Annotated in this window: 19 protein-coding genes and 1 other RNA gene; 18 read left to right on the top strand and 2 right to left on the bottom strand. The window is 47.5% G+C overall.

Annotation, left to right across the window (positions count from 1 at the left end):
- Positions 1-111 precede the first annotated feature (111 nt).
- On the bottom strand, positions 112-1,005 hold the full coding sequence (locus MKX59_RS27180; RefSeq protein ID WP_075153535.1) for a LysR family transcriptional regulator: 894 nt from the start codon (positions 1,003-1,005) through the stop codon (positions 112-114).
- 202 nt (positions 1,006-1,207) lie between these two features.
- Here MKX59_RS27180 and MKX59_RS27175 point away from each other — a divergent pair, with 202 nt between their 5' ends.
- Genes MKX59_RS27175 through MKX59_RS27160 form a run of 4 tightly spaced genes read left to right on the top strand, consistent with a single transcriptional unit; the run spans position 1,208 to position 6,354 of the window.
- Positions 1,208-2,206, top strand: coding sequence for an ABC transporter ATP-binding protein (locus MKX59_RS27175; RefSeq protein ID WP_340859447.1), 999 nt, complete (start codon positions 1,208-1,210; stop codon positions 2,204-2,206).
- Between the two features lie 20 nt (positions 2,207-2,226).
- Positions 2,227-3,297 (top strand): ABC transporter substrate-binding protein, encoded by a 1,071-nt coding sequence (locus MKX59_RS27170; protein WP_340859446.1) that lies wholly within the window; start codon positions 2,227-2,229, stop codon positions 3,295-3,297.
- Between the two features lie 4 nt (positions 3,298-3,301).
- Positions 3,302-4,972: an ABC transporter permease gene (locus MKX59_RS27165; RefSeq protein ID WP_340859445.1), complete on the top strand. Its 1,671-nt coding sequence runs from the start codon at positions 3,302-3,304 to the stop codon at positions 4,970-4,972.
- Positions 4,969-6,354 carry an MBL fold metallo-hydrolase gene (locus MKX59_RS27160; protein ID WP_340859444.1) on the top strand — a complete coding sequence of 462 codons (1,386 nt, stop codon included), beginning with the start codon at positions 4,969-4,971 and terminating at the stop codon, positions 6,352-6,354. The genes MKX59_RS27165 and MKX59_RS27160 overlap by 4 nt, the downstream gene beginning before the upstream one ends.
- A gap of 14 nt (positions 6,355-6,368) precedes the next feature.
- On the opposite strand, the gene MKX59_RS27155 is transcribed toward MKX59_RS27160, so the two are convergent.
- Positions 6,369-7,529 carry a S8 family peptidase gene (locus MKX59_RS27155; protein WP_053324366.1) on the bottom strand — a complete coding sequence of 387 codons (1,161 nt, stop codon included), beginning with the start codon at positions 7,527-7,529 and terminating at the stop codon, positions 6,369-6,371.
- A gap of 404 nt (positions 7,530-7,933) precedes the next feature.
- On the opposite strand from MKX59_RS27155, the gene rpoE reads away from it, so the two are divergent.
- The 14 genes from rpoE to MKX59_RS27085 all read left to right on the top strand — a co-directional run bounded on the left by rpoE (position 7,934) and on the right by MKX59_RS27085 (position 21,051).
- On the top strand, positions 7,934-8,485 hold the full coding sequence (gene rpoE / locus MKX59_RS27150) for a DNA-directed RNA polymerase subunit delta (RefSeq protein WP_013308216.1): 552 nt from the start codon (positions 7,934-7,936) through the stop codon (positions 8,483-8,485).
- 402 nt (positions 8,486-8,887) lie between these two features.
- Positions 8,888-10,489 (top strand): CTP synthase, encoded by a 1,602-nt coding sequence (locus MKX59_RS27145; protein ID WP_028542570.1) that lies wholly within the window; start codon positions 8,888-8,890, stop codon positions 10,487-10,489.
- A gap of 213 nt (positions 10,490-10,702) precedes the next feature.
- Positions 10,703-11,071 carry a response regulator gene (locus tag MKX59_RS27140; RefSeq protein ID WP_013308218.1) on the top strand — a complete coding sequence of 123 codons (369 nt, stop codon included), beginning with the start codon at positions 10,703-10,705 and terminating at the stop codon, positions 11,069-11,071.
- Positions 11,072-11,318: 247 nt separating this feature from the next.
- Complete coding sequence (gene fba / locus MKX59_RS27135; RefSeq protein ID WP_013308219.1) at positions 11,319-12,173, top strand: class II fructose-1,6-bisphosphate aldolase; 855 nt, start codon at positions 11,319-11,321, stop codon at positions 12,171-12,173.
- Between the two features lie 240 nt (positions 12,174-12,413).
- The gene (locus MKX59_RS27130) at positions 12,414-13,667 is read left to right on the top strand and encodes a UDP-N-acetylglucosamine 1-carboxyvinyltransferase (RefSeq protein ID WP_013308220.1); all 1,254 of its coding nucleotides are present in this window, start codon (positions 12,414-12,416) and stop codon (positions 13,665-13,667) included.
- A 259-nt stretch (positions 13,668-13,926) separates the two neighbouring features.
- Positions 13,927-15,264 carry a transcription termination factor Rho gene (rho, locus tag MKX59_RS27125; RefSeq protein WP_028542569.1) on the top strand — a complete coding sequence of 446 codons (1,338 nt, stop codon included), beginning with the start codon at positions 13,927-13,929 and terminating at the stop codon, positions 15,262-15,264.
- Between the two features lie 95 nt (positions 15,265-15,359).
- Positions 15,360-16,631 (top strand): radical SAM protein, encoded by a 1,272-nt coding sequence (locus tag MKX59_RS27120; protein ID WP_053324367.1) that lies wholly within the window; start codon positions 15,360-15,362, stop codon positions 16,629-16,631.
- Positions 16,632-16,787: 156 nt separating this feature from the next.
- Positions 16,788-16,985, top strand: coding sequence for a 50S ribosomal protein L31 (gene rpmE, locus MKX59_RS27115; protein WP_025719104.1), 198 nt, complete (start codon positions 16,788-16,790; stop codon positions 16,983-16,985).
- A gap of 110 nt (positions 16,986-17,095) precedes the next feature.
- Positions 17,096-17,362: signal recognition particle sRNA large type (gene ffs / locus MKX59_RS27110), an RNA gene on the top strand.
- Between the two features lie 157 nt (positions 17,363-17,519).
- Complete coding sequence (gene dnaX, locus MKX59_RS27105) at positions 17,520-19,271, top strand: DNA polymerase III subunit gamma/tau (RefSeq protein ID WP_028542567.1); 1,752 nt, start codon at positions 17,520-17,522, stop codon at positions 19,269-19,271.
- Positions 19,272-19,314: 43 nt separating this feature from the next.
- Positions 19,315-19,626 (top strand): YbaB/EbfC family nucleoid-associated protein, encoded by a 312-nt coding sequence (locus MKX59_RS27100; protein WP_013308226.1) that lies wholly within the window; start codon positions 19,315-19,317, stop codon positions 19,624-19,626.
- Positions 19,627-19,653: 27 nt separating this feature from the next.
- Positions 19,654-20,253 (top strand): recombination mediator RecR, encoded by a 600-nt coding sequence (recR, locus tag MKX59_RS27095; RefSeq protein ID WP_013308227.1) that lies wholly within the window; start codon positions 19,654-19,656, stop codon positions 20,251-20,253.
- A gap of 214 nt (positions 20,254-20,467) precedes the next feature.
- Positions 20,468-20,779, top strand: a complete 312-nt coding sequence (locus tag MKX59_RS27090; protein WP_025676300.1) for a DUF2508 family protein — start codon at positions 20,468-20,470, stop codon at positions 20,777-20,779.
- A complete protein-coding gene (locus MKX59_RS27085) occupies positions 20,776-21,051 on the top strand; it encodes a pro-sigmaK processing inhibitor BofA family protein (protein ID WP_025719099.1) in 276 nt (91 codons plus the stop codon). Before MKX59_RS27090 ends, MKX59_RS27085 begins: the two co-directional genes overlap by 4 nt.
- Positions 21,052-21,389 lie beyond the last annotated feature (338 nt).

Genomic DNA, 21,389 nt, shown 5'->3' with positions numbered 1-21,389 from the left:
TCGTCCGAATAGGTTACACGCTACACTTTACGGGTGTATTGTCAGTCGTATGTCAAAGCAAGAGGGTACTCCGGTTAAAAAATTACATAATTTCTATATGACAGGTAAGATTTAATCTTGGTTCCATGAACAATATTCGGTGAATCTGTGAATGAGCGCCGAGCGATGGCGGTCTTTGTTGCTGACCATATAGATGTACCGCTCAACAGACTGCCCCGGAATAGGTCTTACAACCAGTAAGCCCCGCTCAACCTCTGACTGAACGGCAATGCGAGAGACAAAGGAGATGTGTTCTCCCAGCATAACCGCCTGTTTGATGGCTTCCAGTGAATCCAGCTCCAGATAGGAAGGAAGTCGCCGACTCCCACGCTCCAGCCATTTGTCGGTCACGTGGCGTGTGCTGGATTCCTTGCCATGTAATACGAAGGAGGAAGAAGCGATAAGCTCGGGTGTCAAATCGGTTTCGTTGGCGAGCGGATGAGTGGGTGAGCAGATGAGCATCAATTCATCTTCGCCCAAGGATTCGGAGAGTAGCGTTGGGGATTGAAACGGCTCTGCCGAAATGATGCCAAGGTCAATTTCGTGGCGGGCAAGCATGTCCTTGATCACGGGCGCTGTTTTCACGGACAAGGCGATGTGAATGCCCGGATGCTCACGGGCAAAGCGGTGCAGCACAGCAGGAAGCAGGTAGGTAGCGGGTACATAGCTTGCGCCAATACGTATACTTCCCCGCTGGAGCGTATCGAATTCGCGGACGACTCGCTCAGCTTCAGCAGCCAGTGCATTAATTTTAGTGGCATAGTGCAGCAGCGCATTTCCAGCATCCGTCAGGATGATTTTGCCCATACGTGTGTCAAACAGCTTTACTCCGAATTCACGCTCCAGATTTTTCATATGAAAAGTAACGGTGGGTTGCTTTAGGCCAAGAAGCTCGGCGACCGTGGTAATTTTATGGTGCTTATTCAGCAGCTCTACAATATGTAACTTTAGAAGACTTAAGTTCACTTAGAATGCCTCGCTTTCAGGTTAATCGAACAATCATGCCTACTTCTTTGGGGAGCAGCATCAATCCCCTCTATATAGATTAAATCTATGAGTGTTAACACAATTCATTGAAATAATTAATTTTGTTTTAACTTTCCAATAACACAGGTTGCGAATTCAAGTTTTACACTGGGGTCAGTCAGAAGAACAGGCAGGTAATGCGATGAATCAGGATCTATATATTCACGGATTAAGTAAAACCTTCAGCCAAATAACAGCGCTGCATGAGACGAATCTGGTAGTACGACGGGGCAAATTCACAACACTGCTCGGACCGTCCGGCTGTGGGAAAACAACGCTCTTGCGCTTGATTGCTGGCCTGGAGATACCGGATACTGGCACAATCACGATGGGAGAGGAAATTCTTTTTTCGGCAGAACGCAAAAAGGATATTCCCGCCCATCTCCGCCACTTTGGCATGGTCTTTCAGGATTTCGCGTTGTGGCCGCATATGACGGTGTTTGAAAATGTGGCCTTCGGCCTGCGTGCGGGCAAGCGTGGGAAAGGGTTCGCCAGCGCCCGAGACAAGGAACTGCGGACAGTGGTGCTGGAGGCGCTCGACATGGTCAGATTGTCAGGGATGGAGGATCGGTATCCTCATCAGCTGTCTGGTGGTCAGCAGCAGCGGGTTGCCTTTGCAAGAGCGGTTGCTATCCGGCCTCGACTTGTTTTGTTCGACGAGCCGCTCAGTGCGCTGGATGCGGTGCTACGGGAGGAGATGCGCATTGAGATGCTATCGCTTGTGCGCGATCTGGGGCTGACCGCCCTATATGTTACCCATGATCAGATCGAGGCCATGTCCATGTCTGATGAAGTAGTTGTTATGAAAAGTGGACATATTTTGCAGACCGGAACACCAGAGGTGATCTACGGTTGCCCAGCTCATCCAGAGGTGGCGAGGTTTATTGGCAAATCCAACTGGCTGGAGTCGGAACGGACACTATTCCGTCCTGAACATGTCCGTTGGGAACAGGAGCAAGCGGATCAGCATGCTTTTACAGTAGAGATCCTGCATGTCAGCTATGTCGGCGATCGTTATGAAATTCGTATACTAGCCGAGAACGGCGAGCAATGGACTGCATATCATTCCATCCGCTTGCCCATAGGTCAACAAATGCACATTTGGGTATCACCGCAACACATCCACCAACTTGAAGCATAGGGAAAAGGGGTAAATATAAGATGATGAATAGGCATGTTTTTCGTACAGGATGGAAAAAAGGGACGATGCTCGCATTAACATTGACTTTTGGACTCGCTGTGGCGGGTTGCGGAACAGCAACGCCATCCAAGGATGGGGCGCCAGCTAATGGATCAGCAGGACAAGCGGAGGCAGCATCCACCGATCAGAAGCTGGTGGTCTACAGCGCAGGCCCGGATGGACTGGCGAAAAAGCTGGTAGCAGGGTATGAGGCGCAGAGCGGAGTTAAGGTAGAGTTGTTCCAGGGAACGACAGGAAAAATTTTGGCCCGCATGGAAGCCGAGAAGACGAATCCGGTAGCGGACGTGGTTGTGCTGGCATCGCTTCCGTCTGTACAAGGCTTGAAAAAGGAAGGACTTACGCTGCCTTACCCGGATGCCAAGAAAGCAGACAAGCTAAATCCAGACTGGTCCGATAAGGAGGGCAACTACTTCAGTACCAGTGCTTCTGCTCTGGGCATTGCGTATAACACGAAGCTGGTGAAAACACCACCAACTTCATGGGCTGATTTGGCGAAGCCTGAGTACAAGGATCAGGTTAATATTCCCGATCCATCCCTGTCCGGCTCAGCGTTGGATTTTATGACAGGCTATCTGAGCGCCAAGGGCGATGGAGGCTGGACGTTGTTCGAGCAGTACAAGGCTAACGGTGTTGCTATGGCTGGTGCCAATCAGGAAGCGCTGGACCCCGTGATTACCGGAGCTAAAGGTATAGTCGTCGCTGCGGTCGATTACATGACCTACAAGGCAAAAGCCAAAGGCGAGCCGATTGACATCGTCTATCCGACAGAGGGGACGGTCATCAGCCCACGTCCTGCCGCAATTCTCAAGTCAACGCAGCATGAGCAGAATGCGAAGGCATTCATTGACTATCTGTTGTCGGACGAGGCACAGAAACTAGTAGCAGATGCCTCCTTACTCCCGGGCCGCACGGATGTCAAAGCCGACAAGCGTGCCAACCTGGACGAGATTCCATTGTTGAAAACCAATTGGGAGTGGATGGGTGAGCACGGATCAGACGTGACGGAGAAGTTCACGCAAATGTTCAAGTAAGCCGATGGGAGGCTTATCCGTTAAACACATCAGAGCGTGGTGTCTGACGCTGGCTCTGATCGCGCTTCTTTTCCTGATTGTGTTGCCGTTGCTGCAAATCTTTATCCAAAGTGTGTATGTTGATGAAAAATTTCAATGGGATGCGCCTTTTCGAACGTTAGCTGCTTCACCATTTGCAGGAGTGCTATTCAGCTCGATTTGGCTAGGCATCTGTGTGATTGCAGGAACGACGGTACTTGCGCTTCCGCTAGCATGGATCATGTCCAACACTCGTCTTGCACACTGGAGCTGGTTGGATGTCGTGTTGCTGATTCCGTTTATGACCCCGCCCTATATCGGTTCCATGGGCTGGATTCTGTTCATGCAAAAAAACGGATATCTGGAGCAGTTGTTCCCGGACCTGCATTTCTTAACGCCGTCCTTCTTCAGCCTTGGTGGCATGGTGATGATCATGAGCCTGCATCTGTTTCCATTCCTGTACCTGCTGCTGCGCGGGGCGCTGGTGAGGATTGGCGGGAGCCTGGAAGAGGCGGGTGCCGTAATGGGCGGCGGCTTTCTGTACAGATTCCGTCGAATCATTTTACCGCTGCTGCTTTCAGCTTACGGAATGGGCGCGTTGCTCATTTTCGTTAAAACGATTGCCGAGTTTGGCACCCCTGCTACCTTTGGGCGACGTATCGGGTATGAGGTCATGACTTCGGAAATTCACAAATATATTTCCAGCTGGCCCATAGATTTTGGCAAAGCGACGTCAATGGCCTCGGTGCTGTTAACCGCCTGCCTGCTCATGTGGTATGCGCAATCGGTGATCAACCGAAAGTTTACGTACAGGCTGGTAGGTGGTAAAGGTTCGCGTCCGTCCCGTCTTCGTATATCCGGCTGGACTACGGGGCTGAGTGTTGCATACATTCTATTGTTGCTCATTGCGTCCATTGGCATTCCTTATTTTTCAATTCTTTCAGCCTCGACGATGAAGCTGAGGGGAATTGGGCTCGCCTGGGATAATTTGACGTTCGACTCTTACAAGGAACTGCTGTCTTGGGGATCAGAGAGCATGGAGGCGCTCCTGAACAGCGTATTTCTCTCTTTGGGCGCTTCGACGCTTGCTGTGGTGCTGGGCACTTGGTTTGCGCTTGTCATTGGCGGCTCACGCACAAGAATCCAACGGACGGTTGATGCATTTAGCTTGCTTCCGAATACGGTGCCGGGAATTGTTATGGTGGTCGGCCTGATTTTGTGGTGGAACTCACCATGGATGCCGATCCCTTTGTATAACACATACGGCATGGTCATTCTGACGTATGTTATCTTGTTTGTTCCTTATACGGTGCAGTATGTCAAAAGCGCCTTTACGCAGGTGGACACTGGTCTTTTTCAGGCGGGACAGGTATTTGGCGGGCGACCGTCTTACATATTCCGCCGGATTGTGCTGCCGCTGATTGTACCGGGAATGCTCGCTGGTTGGATGATGACATTTACCATTGCTTCACGCGAGCTGGTAGGATCGTTGCTGATTTTGCCGCCATCCGTTCAGACGTCTGCAACCTACATATTTGCACAATTTGAGCAGGGACAGGTGTCACTTGGGATGGCGATGGCCGTCATATCGGTCGGAATGACCACACTGCTGCTGATCTTAATGGAAAGCTTAAACTCGCAAAGAAAGTGGAAATGATCATGACCAAGCTTAGGATTTGGGGAGGAGCGGGCGAACATGGCCGCTCCTGCTATGTTTTTGAAGGAACGCAGCATCGCGTCATGCTGGATTGTGGCGTGAAAAAGGAAGGAACTGGACAATATCCGGTTTTTCCGCCGCAAAAGGCGGAGGGACTGACCACTGTATTGCTGTCTCATGCACATGAGGATCATTCCATGGCGCTTCCCTTACTGTACAAGTATGGATACCAGGGGGAGGTCTGGACGACCAAGGCTACCGCTGAGCAGCTAGGCTCCTATTTTCGCTCCTGGCATACTTATGTTGAATCGAGAGGAGCCGAATTGCCATACGACGTACAGGATATCCAATCCATTGCTTATCGCTATCTAGAAGATGAAGCGCCAGCAGGAGAATGGCTTGAGGCTTGTCCGGGTGTGAGAATCATGTGGGGACGCAGTGGACATTTGGCTGGTGCAGTGTGGTATGCGGTAGAAATGGAAGGGAAGCGGTTGTTTTTTTCTGGAGATTACAGCCGCGAATCTGAGCTTCTTGCTGCCGATGCGCCAGACTTGGGTGTTGGGGAGGGGTTGCATGACCTGCCTGAATGGAAGTCAGAGCCCAATCTAGCGGACATATCCATTATGGACAATGCCTATGGCATGGATATAGACCCGCAGCCTGTTAAGCTGGAGCGGCTGAGGGTCGAGATGGAGCGGATATTATTGTCTGGTGGTCATGTGTTGTTGCCGGTGCCTGTCTTTGGCAGAGGGCAGGACTTGATCGTATGGGCTAGCGAGCAATTCCCTGCACAGGCAATGATTGTAGAGCACGATATATGGCAGGGATTGAAACAGTTAAACCGCTGGAAAGAATGGCTGCGTCCAGAAGCTCCAGCGCGAATAAAACATGTGCTAAACAGTGACAGGGTCTTCGTGCCTCGTGATGCTTCTGAACGAGTGAGTCTGCTGGAACAGAACCCAACGGCTATTATCATAACAAGAGACGGCATGATGGATTCCCCACAGGCGCGCTGGTACTATCAGTTTCTATCGGATAACCGCAACATGGGGGAGGGTGAAGATAGCGGAGAAAGCATTAGCAACAGTGTTATATTGACCGGGCATGCTCCACATGGTTCTTTTGGCAAACATCTGTTGGAACGTGCAGATCAAAATGACAGCTGTGTAGCTCGGCATTTGATTTACAAGGTGCATCAGGGATTATCAGATGTGCGGCAAATGCTGAAGGAGCTGCCTAGCAAACAGGTTGTACTCGTTCATGCGCCAAAGCTGCAGACTGACCTGGTACGAGATGAGTTGATAAGAGCAGGAAATCGTGGGTGTGAAAGTCCTGCCAGAAAAGTTCATTCTTTGGAGCCGGGCGCTACACTAGAGGTTTAGCATCACATCATCATTTACTTCGTGCCCTCCTGCATCAATCGGAAGGCATCGACTTCGCCAAGTTTGGTGGAGATAGAGCTGCGTCCAGCGCTTTTACGCAGGCGTAGCGGTGTGGCGGTACGCTTAAGCAGCGCTTTGATTTCTCCAGGCTCCAGTTCCGGTCTCAGTGAAAGGAGAAGTGCGATGCTTCCGGTCACATGGGAAGTAGCCATAGAGGTACCGCTCATTTCGTGATGCTTGCCATGGATCCAGGAGGAGGTGATCTTTTCGCCCGGTGCGTATACATCTACAAATTGCCCTCGGTTGCTGAAAGGTGCGATGCGTCTGTATTTGTCAGTAGCCCCCACTGAAATCGTCTGGGAATAGCGGGCTGGATAGTCAATACTTCGGCGCTTGCCCTCATTTCCCGAGGACGCTACAATCACGATGCCGTTATGATATGCTTTATTCACCATATCAAGTAGTGCCTTGCTGCGCGACTTCATACCAAAGCTCATATTGATGATATCGACACGATTTAATACACACCAGTCGATACCAAGAATGATATCGGAGACGTAGGCAGCTCCATTATGATCAAATGCTTTTACGGGATGAATTAAAGCCCGTGGTGCTACGCCGACCATACCTTCGTCATAGTTGGACGCCGCGATAGTTCCAGCAATATGAGTACCATGGCCGTTATCGTCATAGGGTAGCATGGTTCGGTTAAGCAAATTAATACCTCTGGCGAGAGAATGACGAAGATCAGGATGTTGAAAATCCGCTCCTGTGTCAATCACACCGATTCTGACCCGATTCCCTGTCGAGGAAGGCCAAGCCTTGTATGCACGTACCTGTTTGACTCCCCATGGCATGGAAAGGTTCTTTTCTGCTTTTGGTATATGAGCAGTTTCAGCGTGGACCTTCATGCGGGTATCTTCTTCAACGGTAACACCGTTGTGATATTTGCCTAGCCTGTCTCCCCCTGAAAGCGGAGCGATTAAAGCGCGGATTAGTCGGGCCGGTTGTACTTGCCGTAATCCCGCAAGCTCGGGTTTCAGCTTCCTGAGATAGGACAGGCATTCCCGGTATTGGTGAGGCTTATCGAACGTGATGATCTGTTTGTTCCGTCCACTGCCGGACGGCTCCGAAATACCCTCATGCAAACGCTGCAAAAAATCCGGATAGTCCATTTGAGACGGTCCCCCTCCGATGAGCCATGCTGAGGTATTGTATGAGCAAGCGTCAGCTGCGGCATGGGAAACCTGCCCCTTTTTTATGGAAATAGGCCTGCTTGTCGTGTCAAAGTGGCCGTGGACACATACGATACATGGAGGGCATAAGCTCTTGTGCAACAACTTTGGGGGGTTCTCCCGGAGCGGGTACAGTCGAAGACGGGGGGGACCCCGTCTTTTTATGTGTGCCGTCTTGTTTAGAGGGATATTACTGGAAATTATGACGATACCCATCTTTAACTTGCAATTTGCTTCCAAATAGGTTTTACTTAGTTTTGATAATGGATATGTTAGTATTGCATGTATCGTGTATGCTCTGAAACATGTTCTTGTGAATTACGTGTGAGAGGAAGTGTCCCTAGGTGAGTACCCCACTCAACTTGAAGATTGACCCGGAGAAAGTCCACGAGACTCCAATGGTGGACTTGGCATTTATGGTATTGAAAGCAGCCAATACTCCGTATTATTACCGTGACCTGATGAAGGAAGTCGCCAAATTGCGTGGCTTTTCCGACGAAGAAATTAATGACGTTATTGCTCAGCTATATACTGAAATCAACATTGACGGGCGTTTTGCCTGTGTCGGTACGAATCTGTGGGGCTTGAAACGTTGGTATCCGGTAGATAAATCCGAAGATGCCCTGACAGGCGCCAAGCGTCCTCGCATTATTAACGACGAAGACGATGACGATGAAGATGACTATCATGAGGAAGAAGAAACATACAACTCTGATGACGACTTCGATGCAGATAGCGAAGACGAGGATGGCGAAGATGAGCTGTTCGACGGAGAAGAAGATGATGATGATAGTGATGAAGACGTGGTTATAGACGATGAAGACCTCAGTGATGAGGAAGATTCAGAAGATGAAAATGACGATGAGTCGACGGAAGACGACGATTCGCTTCGTTAGGAACAGGCTGTAAGGGGAGATGCGTTCTCCCCTTTTTCATGACCGTTTTCTTGAAAACCTCTTCTGATTCAAAGCTTTTAGGTGGATTCTCTCCAATCTGGTTCAATGGACAAATTAACACAGATAACTTCCTTGACAGCGGATTGGACACGGGGTAAACTATTGCTTGGGCTTATGATTGATTCACTTATATGTTTGCTTTTTGTATAAAAGTGCCCCGTACTACGGGAGTGCTTTTTTGTTTTTTATAGGGGTGTTTTCACTCATGAAAGAGGGCTAAGGGCGGCGGACATGGAAAATGATTCCGCTGCCTTCTTCATGGATGATAATCTGTGCAAACGGGTTACGATAACATCATAATGTCGCCTGAATTTTGCATCTTATCTAGGAGGGTTTTGAACAGTGACAAAGTATATTTTTGTGACAGGCGGGGTTGTGTCTTCCTTGGGCAAAGGGATTACGGCAGCTTCACTGGGGAGGCTTTTGAAGAACAGGGGACTGAAGGTAACGATTCAAAAATTTGATCCTTACCTGAATGTCGATCCGGGTACGATGAGTCCTTACCAGCACGGTGAAGTGTTTGTAACGGATGATGGTGCGGAAACGGACCTTGACTTGGGACACTATGAGCGCTTTATTGATATTAATCTGTCCAAGAACAGCAATGTCACAACAGGCAAGGTATATTCCAGTGTAATCAGCAAAGAACGTCGCGGAGAATATTTGGGCGGTACGGTGCAGGTTATCCCTCATATTACGAACGAAATTAAGGAGCGCGTGTACCGTGCAGGCCGTGAAGCAGGTTCGGACGTAATTATTACAGAAATCGGCGGTACTGTGGGCGATATTGAAAGCTTGCCATTTTTGGAAGCTATTCGTCAGCTCAAAAGCGAAGTTGGGCGCGAGAATGTGATGTACATTCACGTAACGCTCATTCCTTATATTAAAGCTGCTGGTGAGGTTAAAACCAAACCAACTCAGCACAGTGTAAAAGAATTGCGCAGCATCGGCATCCAACCGAATGTCATTGTTTGCCGTACAGAGCATGAACTGTCCTCCGATATGAAGGCTAAAATTGCATTGTTCTGCGATATTGATGCGAATGCAGTGGTAGAATGCCGCGATGCTTCAACCCTCTACGAGGTTCCGTTGAACCTGCGTGAAGAAGGCTTGGACGAAATCGTAGTTAACCATCTGAAGCTGACAACACCTGCACCAGATATGACCGAATGGGAAGGGTTAGTTGATCGAATCAGCAAGCTGGATAAAACGGTTGAGATTGCTATTGTTGGTAAATATGTTGCATTACATGATGCGTATTTAAGTGTGGTTGAATCACTTTCCCACGCTGGATTTGATGCGAATGCAGACGTAAAAATCCGTTGGGTGAACGCTGAAGAAGTGACGGACGAGAACGTAGCTGACATGCTGGGCGGCATTGGCGGCATTCTCGTACCGGGTGGCTTCGGCGATCGCGGAATTGAAGGCAAAATCAGTACCATTCGTTATGCACGGGAGCAAAAAATTCCGTTCTTCGGCATTTGTCTGGGTATGCAGGTATCTGTCATTGAGGTTGCCCGTTCCCTGGCTGGTCTCGAAGGAGCTAACAGCTCGGAAATTAACCCAGCTACGGATTATCCTGTCATTGACTTGCTTCCTGACCAAAAAGACATCGAAGATTTGGGCGGTACGATGCGTCTTGGTTTGTATCCATGCAAACTGGCGGAAGGTTCCCTGGCTTCGGCTTGCTACAACGACGAGCTGGTGTACGAAAGACACCGTCATCGGTACGAATTCAATAACGAATATCGTGAAGTTATTGAAAAAGCAGGTCTTCGTATTTCCGGTACTTCACCAGATGGACGCTTGGTGGAAATTGTGGAGCTCCCAGAGCATCCGTGGTTCCTGGCGGTACAATTCCACCCAGAATTTACTTCCCGTCCGAATCGTCCACAGCCTTTGTTCCGTGAATTTGTAAAGGCAGCATTGCAGCTTCAAGGTTAATGCTACGGCTTGTAAGACCTCCTCAGGGAGGTCTTTTTTTATCCCGTGCTTCCTGATTATGAAAGAATATTCCACAATTATGTATAAGAGCAGGATTTTCTTTTTGCAGGAGCGAATATAGTTTTAGGTATGGGACGGATATTGTACGTCATCGGACGCTGTTATGGCAATAGCTGCATGATCCTCGTTTTAAGATCTTAGGAGGTTAAAACATTGGAAAAGAAGAAAGTATTAATCGTCGATGACCAGAATGGAATACGAATTTTATTGATGGAAGTGTTCGGAAGTGAGGGTTATGAGACCTTTCAGGCGGCGAACGGAAAAATTGCACTTGAAATTGTTGAGAAGGAACCACCTGATCTGGTTCTGCTCGATATGAAAATTCCAGGTATGGACGGACTCGAAATTCTGAAGCATCTAAAAACCATGAATCCTGATATCAAGGTTATTATGATGACAGCATATGGAGAACTGGACATGATTAAAGAGGCGACGGAGCTAGGTGCGCTAATGCATTTTACCAAGCCCTTTGATATTGACGAAATGCGGATCGCTGTGAACAAACAACTCAGAGGTGATTAGGTGAGTCACTATGGTTGAGAACTCTGTTAACACAACAGGGTTTTTTGTTTGTGATTATGGGAAATACTGAAAGTAAATCCTCTCCTTATACAATTCTATGGAAAAACGGCGTCCTGGGCGTGATTTTTGTATGTGTTGATATGCAAAAGCTTGTTTAGTATTTAACATGGGTTGTGGTATAATAAGCCCGTATGTGATGTCGGCTAAAATATAGACAAACCCAAACACCTTTAGGAGGACTGTAACCATGCCATTGGTATCTATGAAAGACATGTTGAACAAAGCACTCGAAGGAAAATATGCAGTAGGTCAATACAACATTAATAACCTGGAGTGGACTCAAGCTATTTTGGGCGCTGCTGAAGAAGAAAAATCCCCAGTAATCTTGGGTGTTTCTGAAGGCGCAGCACGTCACATGGGCGGATTCTACACTGTTGTTAAAATGGTAGAAGGTCTTATTCATGACATGAAAATCACCGTTCCAGTTGCGATCCATTTGGACCACGGTTCCAGCTTTGAAAAATGTAAAGAAGCTATCGACGCTGGTTTCACATCCGTTATGATTGACGATTCCCACAGCCCGATCGACACAAACATTGCTACAACCAAAAAAGTGGTAGAATATGCTCATTCCAAAGGCGTTTCCGTTGAAGCTGAAGTTGGAATGGTTGGCGGTCAAGAGGATGATGTTGTCGGCGACGTAATGTACGCTAAGTTGGACGACTGTCTGCGTATCGTTAACGAAACAGGTATCGATACACTGGCACCTGCACTGGGTTCCGTACACGGACCTTACAAAGGTGAGCCAAACCTCGGATTCAAAGAAATGGAAGAGATCTGCAATGCAATCAAACTTCCACTCGTTCTGCACGGTGGTACTGGTATCCCAACACATGACATTAAAAAAGCAATCTCCCTGGGAACTTCCAAAATCAATGTAAACACTGAGAACCAAATCGTATTTGCGAAAGTGGTTCGTGAAGTGCTTGCTGAGAAACCGGATGCTTATGACCCACGTACATTCATCGCTCCAGGTCGTGAAGCGATTAAACAAACCGTTATCGGTAAAATTCGTGAGTTCGGTTCCAACAACAAAGCGTAATAATGAATTAAACTGGTCGTGCGTCTGCACAGGCTAGATGTATTTCTTAGTTGTAGCTGTAGTTCTGCTGCACAAAATATTTAAATCTGTACAGTTGAATAGTTTGGTATGGAAAGCACACCGCTTAGCCGGTGTCTTTCCATTTTCACCACTAAAAAAGTTAAAAGTTTATGATTTGAGATTATTGTTTGAGATTATTGTTTGACCGACTGCAAAACACGTAGGGGGACCCTCAAGCTTATGGAAAAATTGATGATCACCGGTGGACGGCCGCTTCAAGGTACAGTTTCCATCAGCGGTGCCAAAAACAGTGCCATCGCCTTGATTCCCGCAGCCATTCTGGCAGAGTCGGAAGTCATTTTGGACAATTTGCCACTGTTGAGTGATGTGGCGGTGTATTCCGAAATACTGGAGGAACTTGGTGCAACGGTTACCTGGGAAGGTAGCCAGATGAAAATAGATCCTTCCTCTATTAAATCCATTCCTATGCCGAATGGGCCTGTTAAGAAATTACGAGCCTCTTATTATATGATGGGAGCCATGCTGGGCAGATTCAAGGAAGCGATCATCGGTTTGCCAGGAGGGTGCAATTTCGAACCCCGGCCCATTGATCAGCATATTAAAGGTTTTGAAGCGCTGGGTGCCACGGTTACGAACGAGCACGGTGCTATTCATTTGCACGCCAAAGAACTGCGCGGAACCAAAATTTATTTGGATGTTAGCAGCGTAGGCGCTACCATTAATATTATGCTGGCGGCAGCACGTGCCAAAGGCGCCACAATTATTGAAAATGCGGCTAAAGAGCCTGAGATTATAGATGTAGCAACCCTTTTAAACTCCATGGGGGCCATTATTAAAGGCGCCGGTACGGAAACGATTCGAATTGAAGGTGTGTCGGAGCTGCATGGTTGCCGTCATTCGATCATACCTGACCGTATACAAGCGGGCACATATATGATTGCCGCTGCGGCAACCCGTGGAAATGTATTGATTGACAACGTAATCCCCAAACATATGGAGGCTCTCACTGCAAAAATGCAGGAAATGGGCATCGGCATCGAGGAATATGATGAAAGTATTCGCGTACTGGGTGCACCTTCCTATGAACATGTTGACGTTAAAGCCTTGATATACCCCGGATTCGCCACAGATTTACAATCTCCCATGACCAGCTTGCTTACCCAAGCACAGGGTGTCAGTGTATTGAGCGATTTTGTGTACAGCAATCGTTTTAAGCACGTCCCTGAGCTGGTGCGAATGGGGGCTAAAATTCGCGTAGAGGGTCGGTCCGCCATTATAGAGGGTGGTCAACTGAATGCAGCTAAAGTAAAAGCAGCAGATCTGCGCGCCGGAGCGGCCCTTGTCATTGCTGGACTTACAGTAAGCGAAGGCGTAACCGAGGTGACGGGTGTCGAGTACATTGACCGTGGTTATGATCACCTTGTCTCCAACCTGCGTCTTTTGGGCGCGGATGTATGGAGGCAGACTGAATAATTAAACCATGCAGTTTTTTCGAACTCCCGGAACGAAAGCAATAGAACGGGCAACACCTATGCAGCCGCTGCTTGATAAATGATTGTGGTTCATACCTAACAATCTTTTATCGGAAAACCGGAATAATTCGGTATAATCCAGGCAGATGGCTGCATAACTTTATTTGTTTTGGTTAAAATTATGTTAATGGTGTTTATGATATCATTGTCTATCATTTAGATGTATGAATGGACTTAATAATTGAATAGGTGGTTATTATATGGATCTGCAAATTTCCGATCTGGAAGAAATGAAGCTGACCGACCTGTACAAGCTGGCCAAGCAATACCAGATCCCGTACTACGGAACGCTCAAAAAGAAAGAATTAATTTTCGCCATCCTGCGCGCACAAGCTGAGAAGAGCGGATTGATGTTTATGCAGGGGGTTCTGGAAATCCTTCCCGAAGGTTACGGCTTTCTGAGGCCGATCAATTATCTCCCGAGTACCGAAGATATTTACATCTCTGCTTCACAAATCCGCAAGTTTGACTTGAGGACAGGCGATCTTGTTTCCGGTAAATGCCGAACGCCAAAAGAGAATGAACGATATTTTGGATTGCTTCAAGTTAACGCCGTCAATGGAAGAAGTCCTGAGCAAGCTGCTGAGCGGCTACATTTTCCTGCACTGACTCCACTGTATCCGCAAACCAAATTAGTCCTTGAAACTTCCCCCAACCATTTGTCTACGAGAATTATGGATGTACTGGCCCCTGTCGGACTTGGACAGCGCGGACTCATTGTAGCACCTCCCAAAGCTGGGAAGACGCTTCTCCTCAAAGAAATTGCCAATAGCATTTCTACCAACAATCCCGAGATCGAGCTTTTTGTCTTGTTGATTGATGAACGCCCCGAAGAAGTGACCGACATGCAGCGTTCTGTTAAAGGTGAAGTTGTGGCCTCTACATTTGACGAACTTCCTGAAAATCACATCAAAGTGGCAGAACTCGTGTTGGAGCGTGCACTGCGTCTCGTAGAACATAAAAAGGATGTTGTCATCCTGCTGGATAGCATCACACGTTTGGCTCGTGCGTACAATCTCGTTATCCCTCCTTCTGGTCGTACTTTGAGCGGGGGTATTGATCCGGCGGCATTTCACCGTCCAAAGCGCTTTTTTGGTGCGGCTCGGAATGTGGAGGAAGGCGGTAGCTTGACGATTCTTGCTACAGCGCTGATTGATACAGGATCACGCATGGACGATATCATCTATGAGGAGTTTAAAGGTACAGGCAACATGGAGCTGCATTTGGACCGCAAGCTGGCAGAACGTCGTATCTTTCCTGCGATTGATATTCGTCGTTCCGGCACACGCCGTGAGGAAGTGTTGTTGAATAAGGAAGAATTGGATACCATCTGGGCCATTCGTAAAAATATGACGGAAAGCCATGAATTTGTGGAAGGCTTCCTCAAAAAGCTGCGTAATAGCAAAACTAATGCTGAGTTTTTGGCTTCGTTTGATTTGACGGCACCTTCTTCCAGTGGCTCGCAAAGCAGTTCTGGTGGGCAACAACGGAGAACTGCGCGTTCTACCACAGCGTCAGTCCCGGCCACAACCAACTAAAACCCTTCATGTATTTTATCTGTTCCGTAAGCACACAGTCGTTACCATTCATTTTGTTAATGGCGTAGGCTTAACGGAGCGAAAGGAGCTCCATAATGTATTTGGTGTATGCCGACGAAAAAGGCAATGTATATGATCATGCTTCTTTGTATGGGCTTGCCCGTAGTGCAGACATGATTGTTGAAATCATGGAGGATGAGCTTATTCCGTTACCGGAAGGAGCTACATTGGTAAGCCTACCCAGCACTCGCCCGGTCGGTATGAACCCTGAAACAGGGGAAATGGTTTCTCTTCCCGGAGATATGCAAGCAGTAGGGGCTTTATTGCCGCAAGGTTTTACACGCTTGTGCCTGCCGGGATATGTGAAGACCGATAAGGAGTACAAACTTCCCTTGTTCGGTTATTCGGCCGTAGTCTGGAAAGACGGGGCATTTTATGTAACGGCAGAGCAGAGTGACAGTCCATCCAAGTGGAATCCGGAAAACTGTGACCGTCATCAAGTTAAATTGGGTGTGCAGCGGATGACGGAGCAATATCCCGAAAATCGGCTGTACCAACATTTGTCTAACTGTGCGCTGGGCTACGAATGTCTTACTTCCTCGAACACATTCCTGAATCGCTGGGAAGGAGGAGTTCCGGTATCTTATTCTTGTAATGCGGGTTGCTTTGGGTGTATATCTGAACAGCCGGATGACAGTGGTTTCGTATCTCCGCAGACAAGAATGAACTTCCGTCCTCGCGTCGAAGAAATTGTAGAAGTTATGCTGGAACATTTGAAGACACCGGAGTCCATCATCAGTTTTGGCCAAGGTTGCGAAGGTGAGCCTTCCACACAAGCCAAACTGATTATTGATTCGATCAAAGAGGTGCGTTCCATTACCGATATGGGATACATCAATATTAATACGAATGCGGGATTGAACGATCATATCCGGGGAATCGTGGATGCGGGTCTTGATCTGATGCGCGTCAGTACCATTAGTGCACTGGACGATCACTACAATGCGTATTACAAGCCGCGCGGCTACACGTTGGCTAATGTGGAAAAATCACTTCGTTATGCTTCTGAGCAGGGAGTATATACGTCGATTAACTATTTGATTTTTCCGGGTGTAACTGACCGAGAGGAAGAAATTGAGGCAATGATTGAATTTGCCAAACGTACTAAGCTCAAGCTGATTCAAATGCGTAACTTGAATATCGATCCTGAAAGCTATCTGGAGTTGATTCCACCTGCTCAAGGTGAGATTCTTGGTATGAAGCAAATGCTTGAGATTTATCGTGAGGAGCTGCCTGATGTAGTCATCGGTTCTTACACTCATGTACCGCCACAAGGGCTGGCACGTCCCAAATTTGCCAAGGCCTAAAATGGTCGATGTAACTTGAAACACACCTATTTTATGCCATCTTTGAATGCAGAAAAGAGTTGTTGAAACGCTCATATTCAAGTGCTATAATGTGAACATGTGTTCATACAACTCTGGACTGATAGGACGTTCAGGGCGGAAAGAGGTGAAAGTTCAATGCAACAAGCTATTCAACCAAATTTTAACGTAACTAATGTCACTTGTGCTTGTGGAAATTCGTTTGAAACTGGTTCTGTGAAAGGATCTCTGCGTGTGGAGATTTGCTCCGCCTGCCATCCATTCTTCACAGGCAAGCAGAAATTTATTGATGCTGGTGGACGTGTGGATCGTTTCAAAAAGAAATACGGTATCTAATGGATTACCGCAGGTTATAAAGTTATTAGAGCCTTCTGCAACTGCAGAGGGCTCTTTTTGTAATAATGTGTATTTGCTTTTTATGCGGCCTTAAGATATACTTATTTTCACCGTGCTAGATGGGGAGGTAGCGGTGCCCTGTAACTCGCAATCCGCTATAGCGAGGTTGAATTCCTGTTAGAGGTGTTGTTGATGTGAGGCTGGTCCCTGCGCACAATGTTGACGGCTGGGTCCTCCGCAATGAGTACTTGTGAACCTGGTCAGGTCCGGAAGGAAGCAGCCATAAGCAGGTCCACTCTTGTGCCGGAGGGTTGCCTAGCCCGAGTTGCTGTTCAGGATTGCCGCTCGGATCACAACGATCAATAACAGGTGCACGGTATATATTGGTAATTAGAACATCTTGGCAATCATTGCGAAGATGTTTTTTTGTGTTTATAAATTGGAAGGTGTCTGGTTTAGATTCGGACGGGATTATAGTATAATGAAGTGACCATGAATGGTCATGAAAGTGAATGGGAAAGAGGGTAACGCGCATTGGAACATATAGCGTTGTACCGTGCTTGGCGGCCGCAGGCTTTCAAGGACATGGTAGGACAACAGCATATTATCCAGACATTGCAGAATGCCATCCGCGAAAATCGCACGTCCCATGCCTACCTGTTCAGCGGTCCACGAGGAACAGGTAAGACGAGTGCGGCCAAAATTTTGGCCAAGGCAATCAACTGTGAGCATGGACCTGCGCCGGAACCTTGCAACGAATGCGAAGCCTGTAAACGGATCACGGCCGGAGCGGTCATGGATGTACAGGAGATTGATGCAGCCTCCAACCGGGGCGTTGAAGAGATTCGTGATTTGCGCGATAAAGTCAAATATGCGCCCACAGAAGTGCGGCACAAGGTTTATATCATTGATGAAGTGCACATGCTGACGACGGAAGCGTTCAATGCGCTGCTCAAGACGCTGGAAGAGCCGCCGCCACACGTGATGTTCATATTGGCTACGACTGAACCACATCGGATTCCGGCGACAATTATTTCACGTTGCCAGCGGTTTGACTTCCGGCGGGTATCGCTGGAAGAACAGACAGAGCGGCTTGACCTGATATGTCAACAGGAGAACATACAGGCTGATTCGGATGCACTGCAGTACATTGCGCGTCTTTCAGATGGCGGGATGCGAGATGCGGTTAGCGTTTTAGATCAGATATCCTCGTTTACAGATGGTCGGGTTACTTATCAGCAGGTGCTGGATATGACGGGAGGTATTGCGTCCGAGCAATTCGGTAAGCTTGCCTTGGCATTGCTGAAAGAAGATGTGGGCACGGTGCTCCAAATGATCGAGAACTTTATGCAGGAAGGTAAAAGTGCGGATAAGTGCATGGAGAATCTTCTGTACTATTTCCGAGATCTGCTAATGATCAAGATGGTGCCTCAGGCGACCAAAATGACGGAGCGAGTGCTGGATCCAGAGCGATTTAAGGAAGTGGCAGATGCTTTTACCAAGGAGCAACTCTTTGCGATGATTGACACCCTTAATCGTTATCAGAGCGAGATGAAATATGCCGTACAGCCACAAACCTTGTTTGAGGTAGCTCTATTGAAGCTGTGCAGTATTCCGGGGGAAGCAGGAACTGTTGCTCAGCCGACCGCACAACGCTCTGGCGCTGCAGCTGATCAGGAAGATGTGGTAATGTTGAAGCGTCAGCTTGCTGAGCTGGAAAAGAAACTGGAGCGCGCGCTGCAAGGTGGATTGGGCGCTGGAGCGGGACAGGAAGCATCGTCGGGTGGTCGTCAGGCTTCCGGGGGGCGTGCCCCTGCTCCGCGGATTTCAGCGCCAGCCAAGCTTCCTTCTCAGTTGGATCGCTATATCGCTGAGAAGTCGAGCGAAGCATTCGCAGCAGCAGGACGTAAGTGGAGCCAGATTTTGCAAGGGGTAAAAGAGGCGAAAGTTACGGTTCATGCTTGGTTTATGGATGGTGAGCCAGTTTCTGTGTTAGAGGACAGTGTGCTGGTTGCATTTAAGAACAATATTCATCGTGAAACTACCGAAAAGCCTGCCAATAAGCAGGTCATCGAGAAGGTATTGCATGAGCAGTTGGGTCATCCTTATCGTTTAGTAACGATGATGCAAAAGGATTGGAATGCTGCGATTGAAGGAGTTTCCGACCAGCCTGCCGAAGAATTGCAACTGGAGCCGGAGCATGATGCGCCGGGAAAGTCCAAGGAGCCCTGGATTGATGAAGCTATTCAACTTTTCGGGGAAGACCTAGTAGTCATTAAAGATTGAATCAAGTTTCTAGATGTATACTTCATTAAAGGAGATGATTGAAATGAACAATATGAACCAAATGATGAAGCAAGTGAAAAAAATGCAGGAACAAATGCTGAAAGCCCAAGAGGAGCTTGGCGGAAAAGTAATCGAAGGAACTTCTGGCGGCGGTGTTGTGACGGTGGAGGTAAATGGACATAAAAAAGTGTTGTCCATCACGATCAAACCGGAAGCTGTAGATCCTGATGATGTAGAAATGCTGCAAGATCTTGTGCTGACTGCTGTCAATGATGCTTTGTCCAAAGCAGATGAACTGGCTAATGATGATATGGGTAAATTTACAGGCGGCATGAAAATTCCGGGCTTGTTCTAGTCTGCTGCATAAAGGAGAAACACGCTATTGTATTATCCGGAGCCGATTGCAAAGCTAATTGATGCTTTTACGCGCCTGCCGGGAGTAGGGCCGAAGACGGCTGCCCGGTTGGCTTTTCACGTACTGAAAATGAAGGAAGATGATGTGATTGACTTTGCCAAAGCGCTGGTCAATGTAAAACGCAATCTTCACTTCTGTTCAGTCTGCGGCAACATTACGGACACAGATCCTTGTCGGATCTGTCAGGATAAGACGAGGGATACCTCCGTCATTTGTGTTGTTCAGGATTCCAAGGATTTGGTGGCTATGGAGCGTACCAAAGAGTTTAATGGTTTTTACCATGTGCTTCATGGGGCGATATCTCCTATGGAGGGAATTGGTCCTGAGGATATCAAACTCAAGGAATTGCTGAACAGACTCAGTGATGAACGCGTCAAGGAGCTGATTTTAGCTACGAACCCGAACATTGAAGGAGAGGCCACGGCCATGTACATTTCTCGGCTAGTGCGTCCTTTTGAAATCAAGGTTACTCGTATTGCTCATGGATTGCCAGTGGGTGGAGATTTGGAGTATGCCGACGAGGTTACCCTGTCCAAAGCGTTGGAAGGCCGTAGAGAGCTCAATTAATAGGTGTATTTATACGTTATAAATAGGGAGTCTGAAATGTCCTTTGGGCATTCTCGACTTACTTGGGGGAGCCGCTACGGCTCCTTTTTTATTTGCCGTGATAGATGGCAGTATAGATCGTTCCTGGTTCTAAGTTTGTCCTTAGTTCAATAAGTATGAATAAGGTAGTCTTGCAGACTGTGCACATAATTCAGCTTGTGAGGAGGATGAACGGATGTGGGAACGGATGAAACAAAATTTCCGTCGTCAGGAGAATGGCAAATCAGAAGCGGAGTATCGGCAGGAGTTGTTTGCCCAGATTCGGGCTTCGCATGCGGAATGGCTAAGAGCGCATCGTTTATTTCATGAAGCTACGGGTAAAGATGAGATCGACTACGCTATATTTGTTCTAGAAGCTGCAGAACGTAAATATCAGATACATTTAAAAAGCGCGAAACAGCAAGGCCTGCATCGTTTCCATCTGCCTGCAGATGAACCTGGGTATGCCAATGATACGGATCGTGTTCACAAGCGGAGAGCTGAATGAAAGGGGCGGTCTGGCTTGTTCTGATTGCCTGTGTCGGGATGCTACTATTTCTAATCTTAAAAAAACGTTTGGGTATCGGCTGGCTTGTAGTATTCGGGGCGCATATGGGCCTGGCAGCCATCGCATTGTATGTTATCAATTATTCAGGGTGGATTACGCAGGTGTACATCCCGATCAATCCAGTGACAATGGGGGCGGTAACGATATTAGGTTTGCCTGGGATTGTCCTTTTACTGGGATTGAAAATAGTATTATTCGGACAGGCCATATGAAAACTTAAATGTTATTGTTTCTATTTTTAAAATATAGTTGACGGCGAATTCAAAAATGTGATACATTAATTCTCGGCCCTTAAAGCCCGGGAATTTTTTGTGAGAACAACATTTGAATGAAATTAAAAAATAATTTTAAAAAAAAGTGTTGACTTAAATCCCGAATGTGTGTTATATTAATCAAGTCGCCGCTGAGATGCGGTGGTGAAACAAAGTAAGACATAATGCAGGTTTGATCTTTGAAAACTGAACAACGAGTGAGTAAAACGATTTTGTTCGCAAAATCAAACAAGAGATATTTTTATCTCGTCAGTTTCAAAATGAGCTTATCGCTCTTT

The sequence above is a fragment of the Paenibacillus sp. FSL R7-0340 genome (assembly GCF_038002205.1).
Taxonomy (GTDB): domain Bacteria; phylum Bacillota; class Bacilli; order Paenibacillales; family Paenibacillaceae; genus Paenibacillus; species Paenibacillus polymyxa_B.
Note: the sequence above shows the minus strand (reverse complement) of the source record. Positions and strands in the feature narration are given on the sequence as shown.

Bases quoted from the DNA above. Each gene is read 5' to 3' on its own strand.
- MKX59_RS27165 (WP_340859445.1), top strand. From the start codon at position 3,302: ATGGGAGGCTTATCCGTTAAACACATCAGAGCGTGGTGTCTGACGCTG.
- MKX59_RS27130 (WP_013308220.1), top strand. From the start codon at position 12,414: ATGGAAAAATTGATGATCACCGGTGGACGGCCGCTTCAAGGTACAGTT.
- MKX59_RS27170 (WP_340859446.1), top strand. From the start codon at position 2,227: ATGATGAATAGGCATGTTTTTCGTACAGGATGGAAAAAAGGGACGATG.
- MKX59_RS27155 (WP_053324366.1), bottom strand. From the start codon at position 7,529: ATGGACTATCCGGATTTTTTGCAGCGTTTGCATGAGGGTATTTCGGAG.
- MKX59_RS27175 (WP_340859447.1), top strand. From the start codon at position 1,208: ATGAATCAGGATCTATATATTCACGGATTAAGTAAAACCTTCAGCCAA.
- MKX59_RS27160 (WP_340859444.1), top strand. From the start codon at position 4,969: ATGATCATGACCAAGCTTAGGATTTGGGGAGGAGCGGGCGAACATGGC.
- MKX59_RS27120 (WP_053324367.1), top strand. From the start codon at position 15,360: ATGTATTTGGTGTATGCCGACGAAAAAGGCAATGTATATGATCATGCT.
- MKX59_RS27100 (WP_013308226.1), top strand. From the start codon at position 19,315: ATGAACAATATGAACCAAATGATGAAGCAAGTGAAAAAAATGCAGGAA.
- MKX59_RS27085 (WP_025719099.1), top strand. From the start codon at position 20,776: ATGAAAGGGGCGGTCTGGCTTGTTCTGATTGCCTGTGTCGGGATGCTA.
- MKX59_RS27090 (WP_025676300.1), top strand. From the start codon at position 20,468: ATGTGGGAACGGATGAAACAAAATTTCCGTCGTCAGGAGAATGGCAAA.
- rho (WP_028542569.1), top strand. From the start codon at position 13,927: ATGGATCTGCAAATTTCCGATCTGGAAGAAATGAAGCTGACCGACCTG.
- rpmE (WP_025719104.1), top strand. From the start codon at position 16,788: ATGCAACAAGCTATTCAACCAAATTTTAACGTAACTAATGTCACTTGT.
- fba (WP_013308219.1), top strand. From the start codon at position 11,319: ATGCCATTGGTATCTATGAAAGACATGTTGAACAAAGCACTCGAAGGA.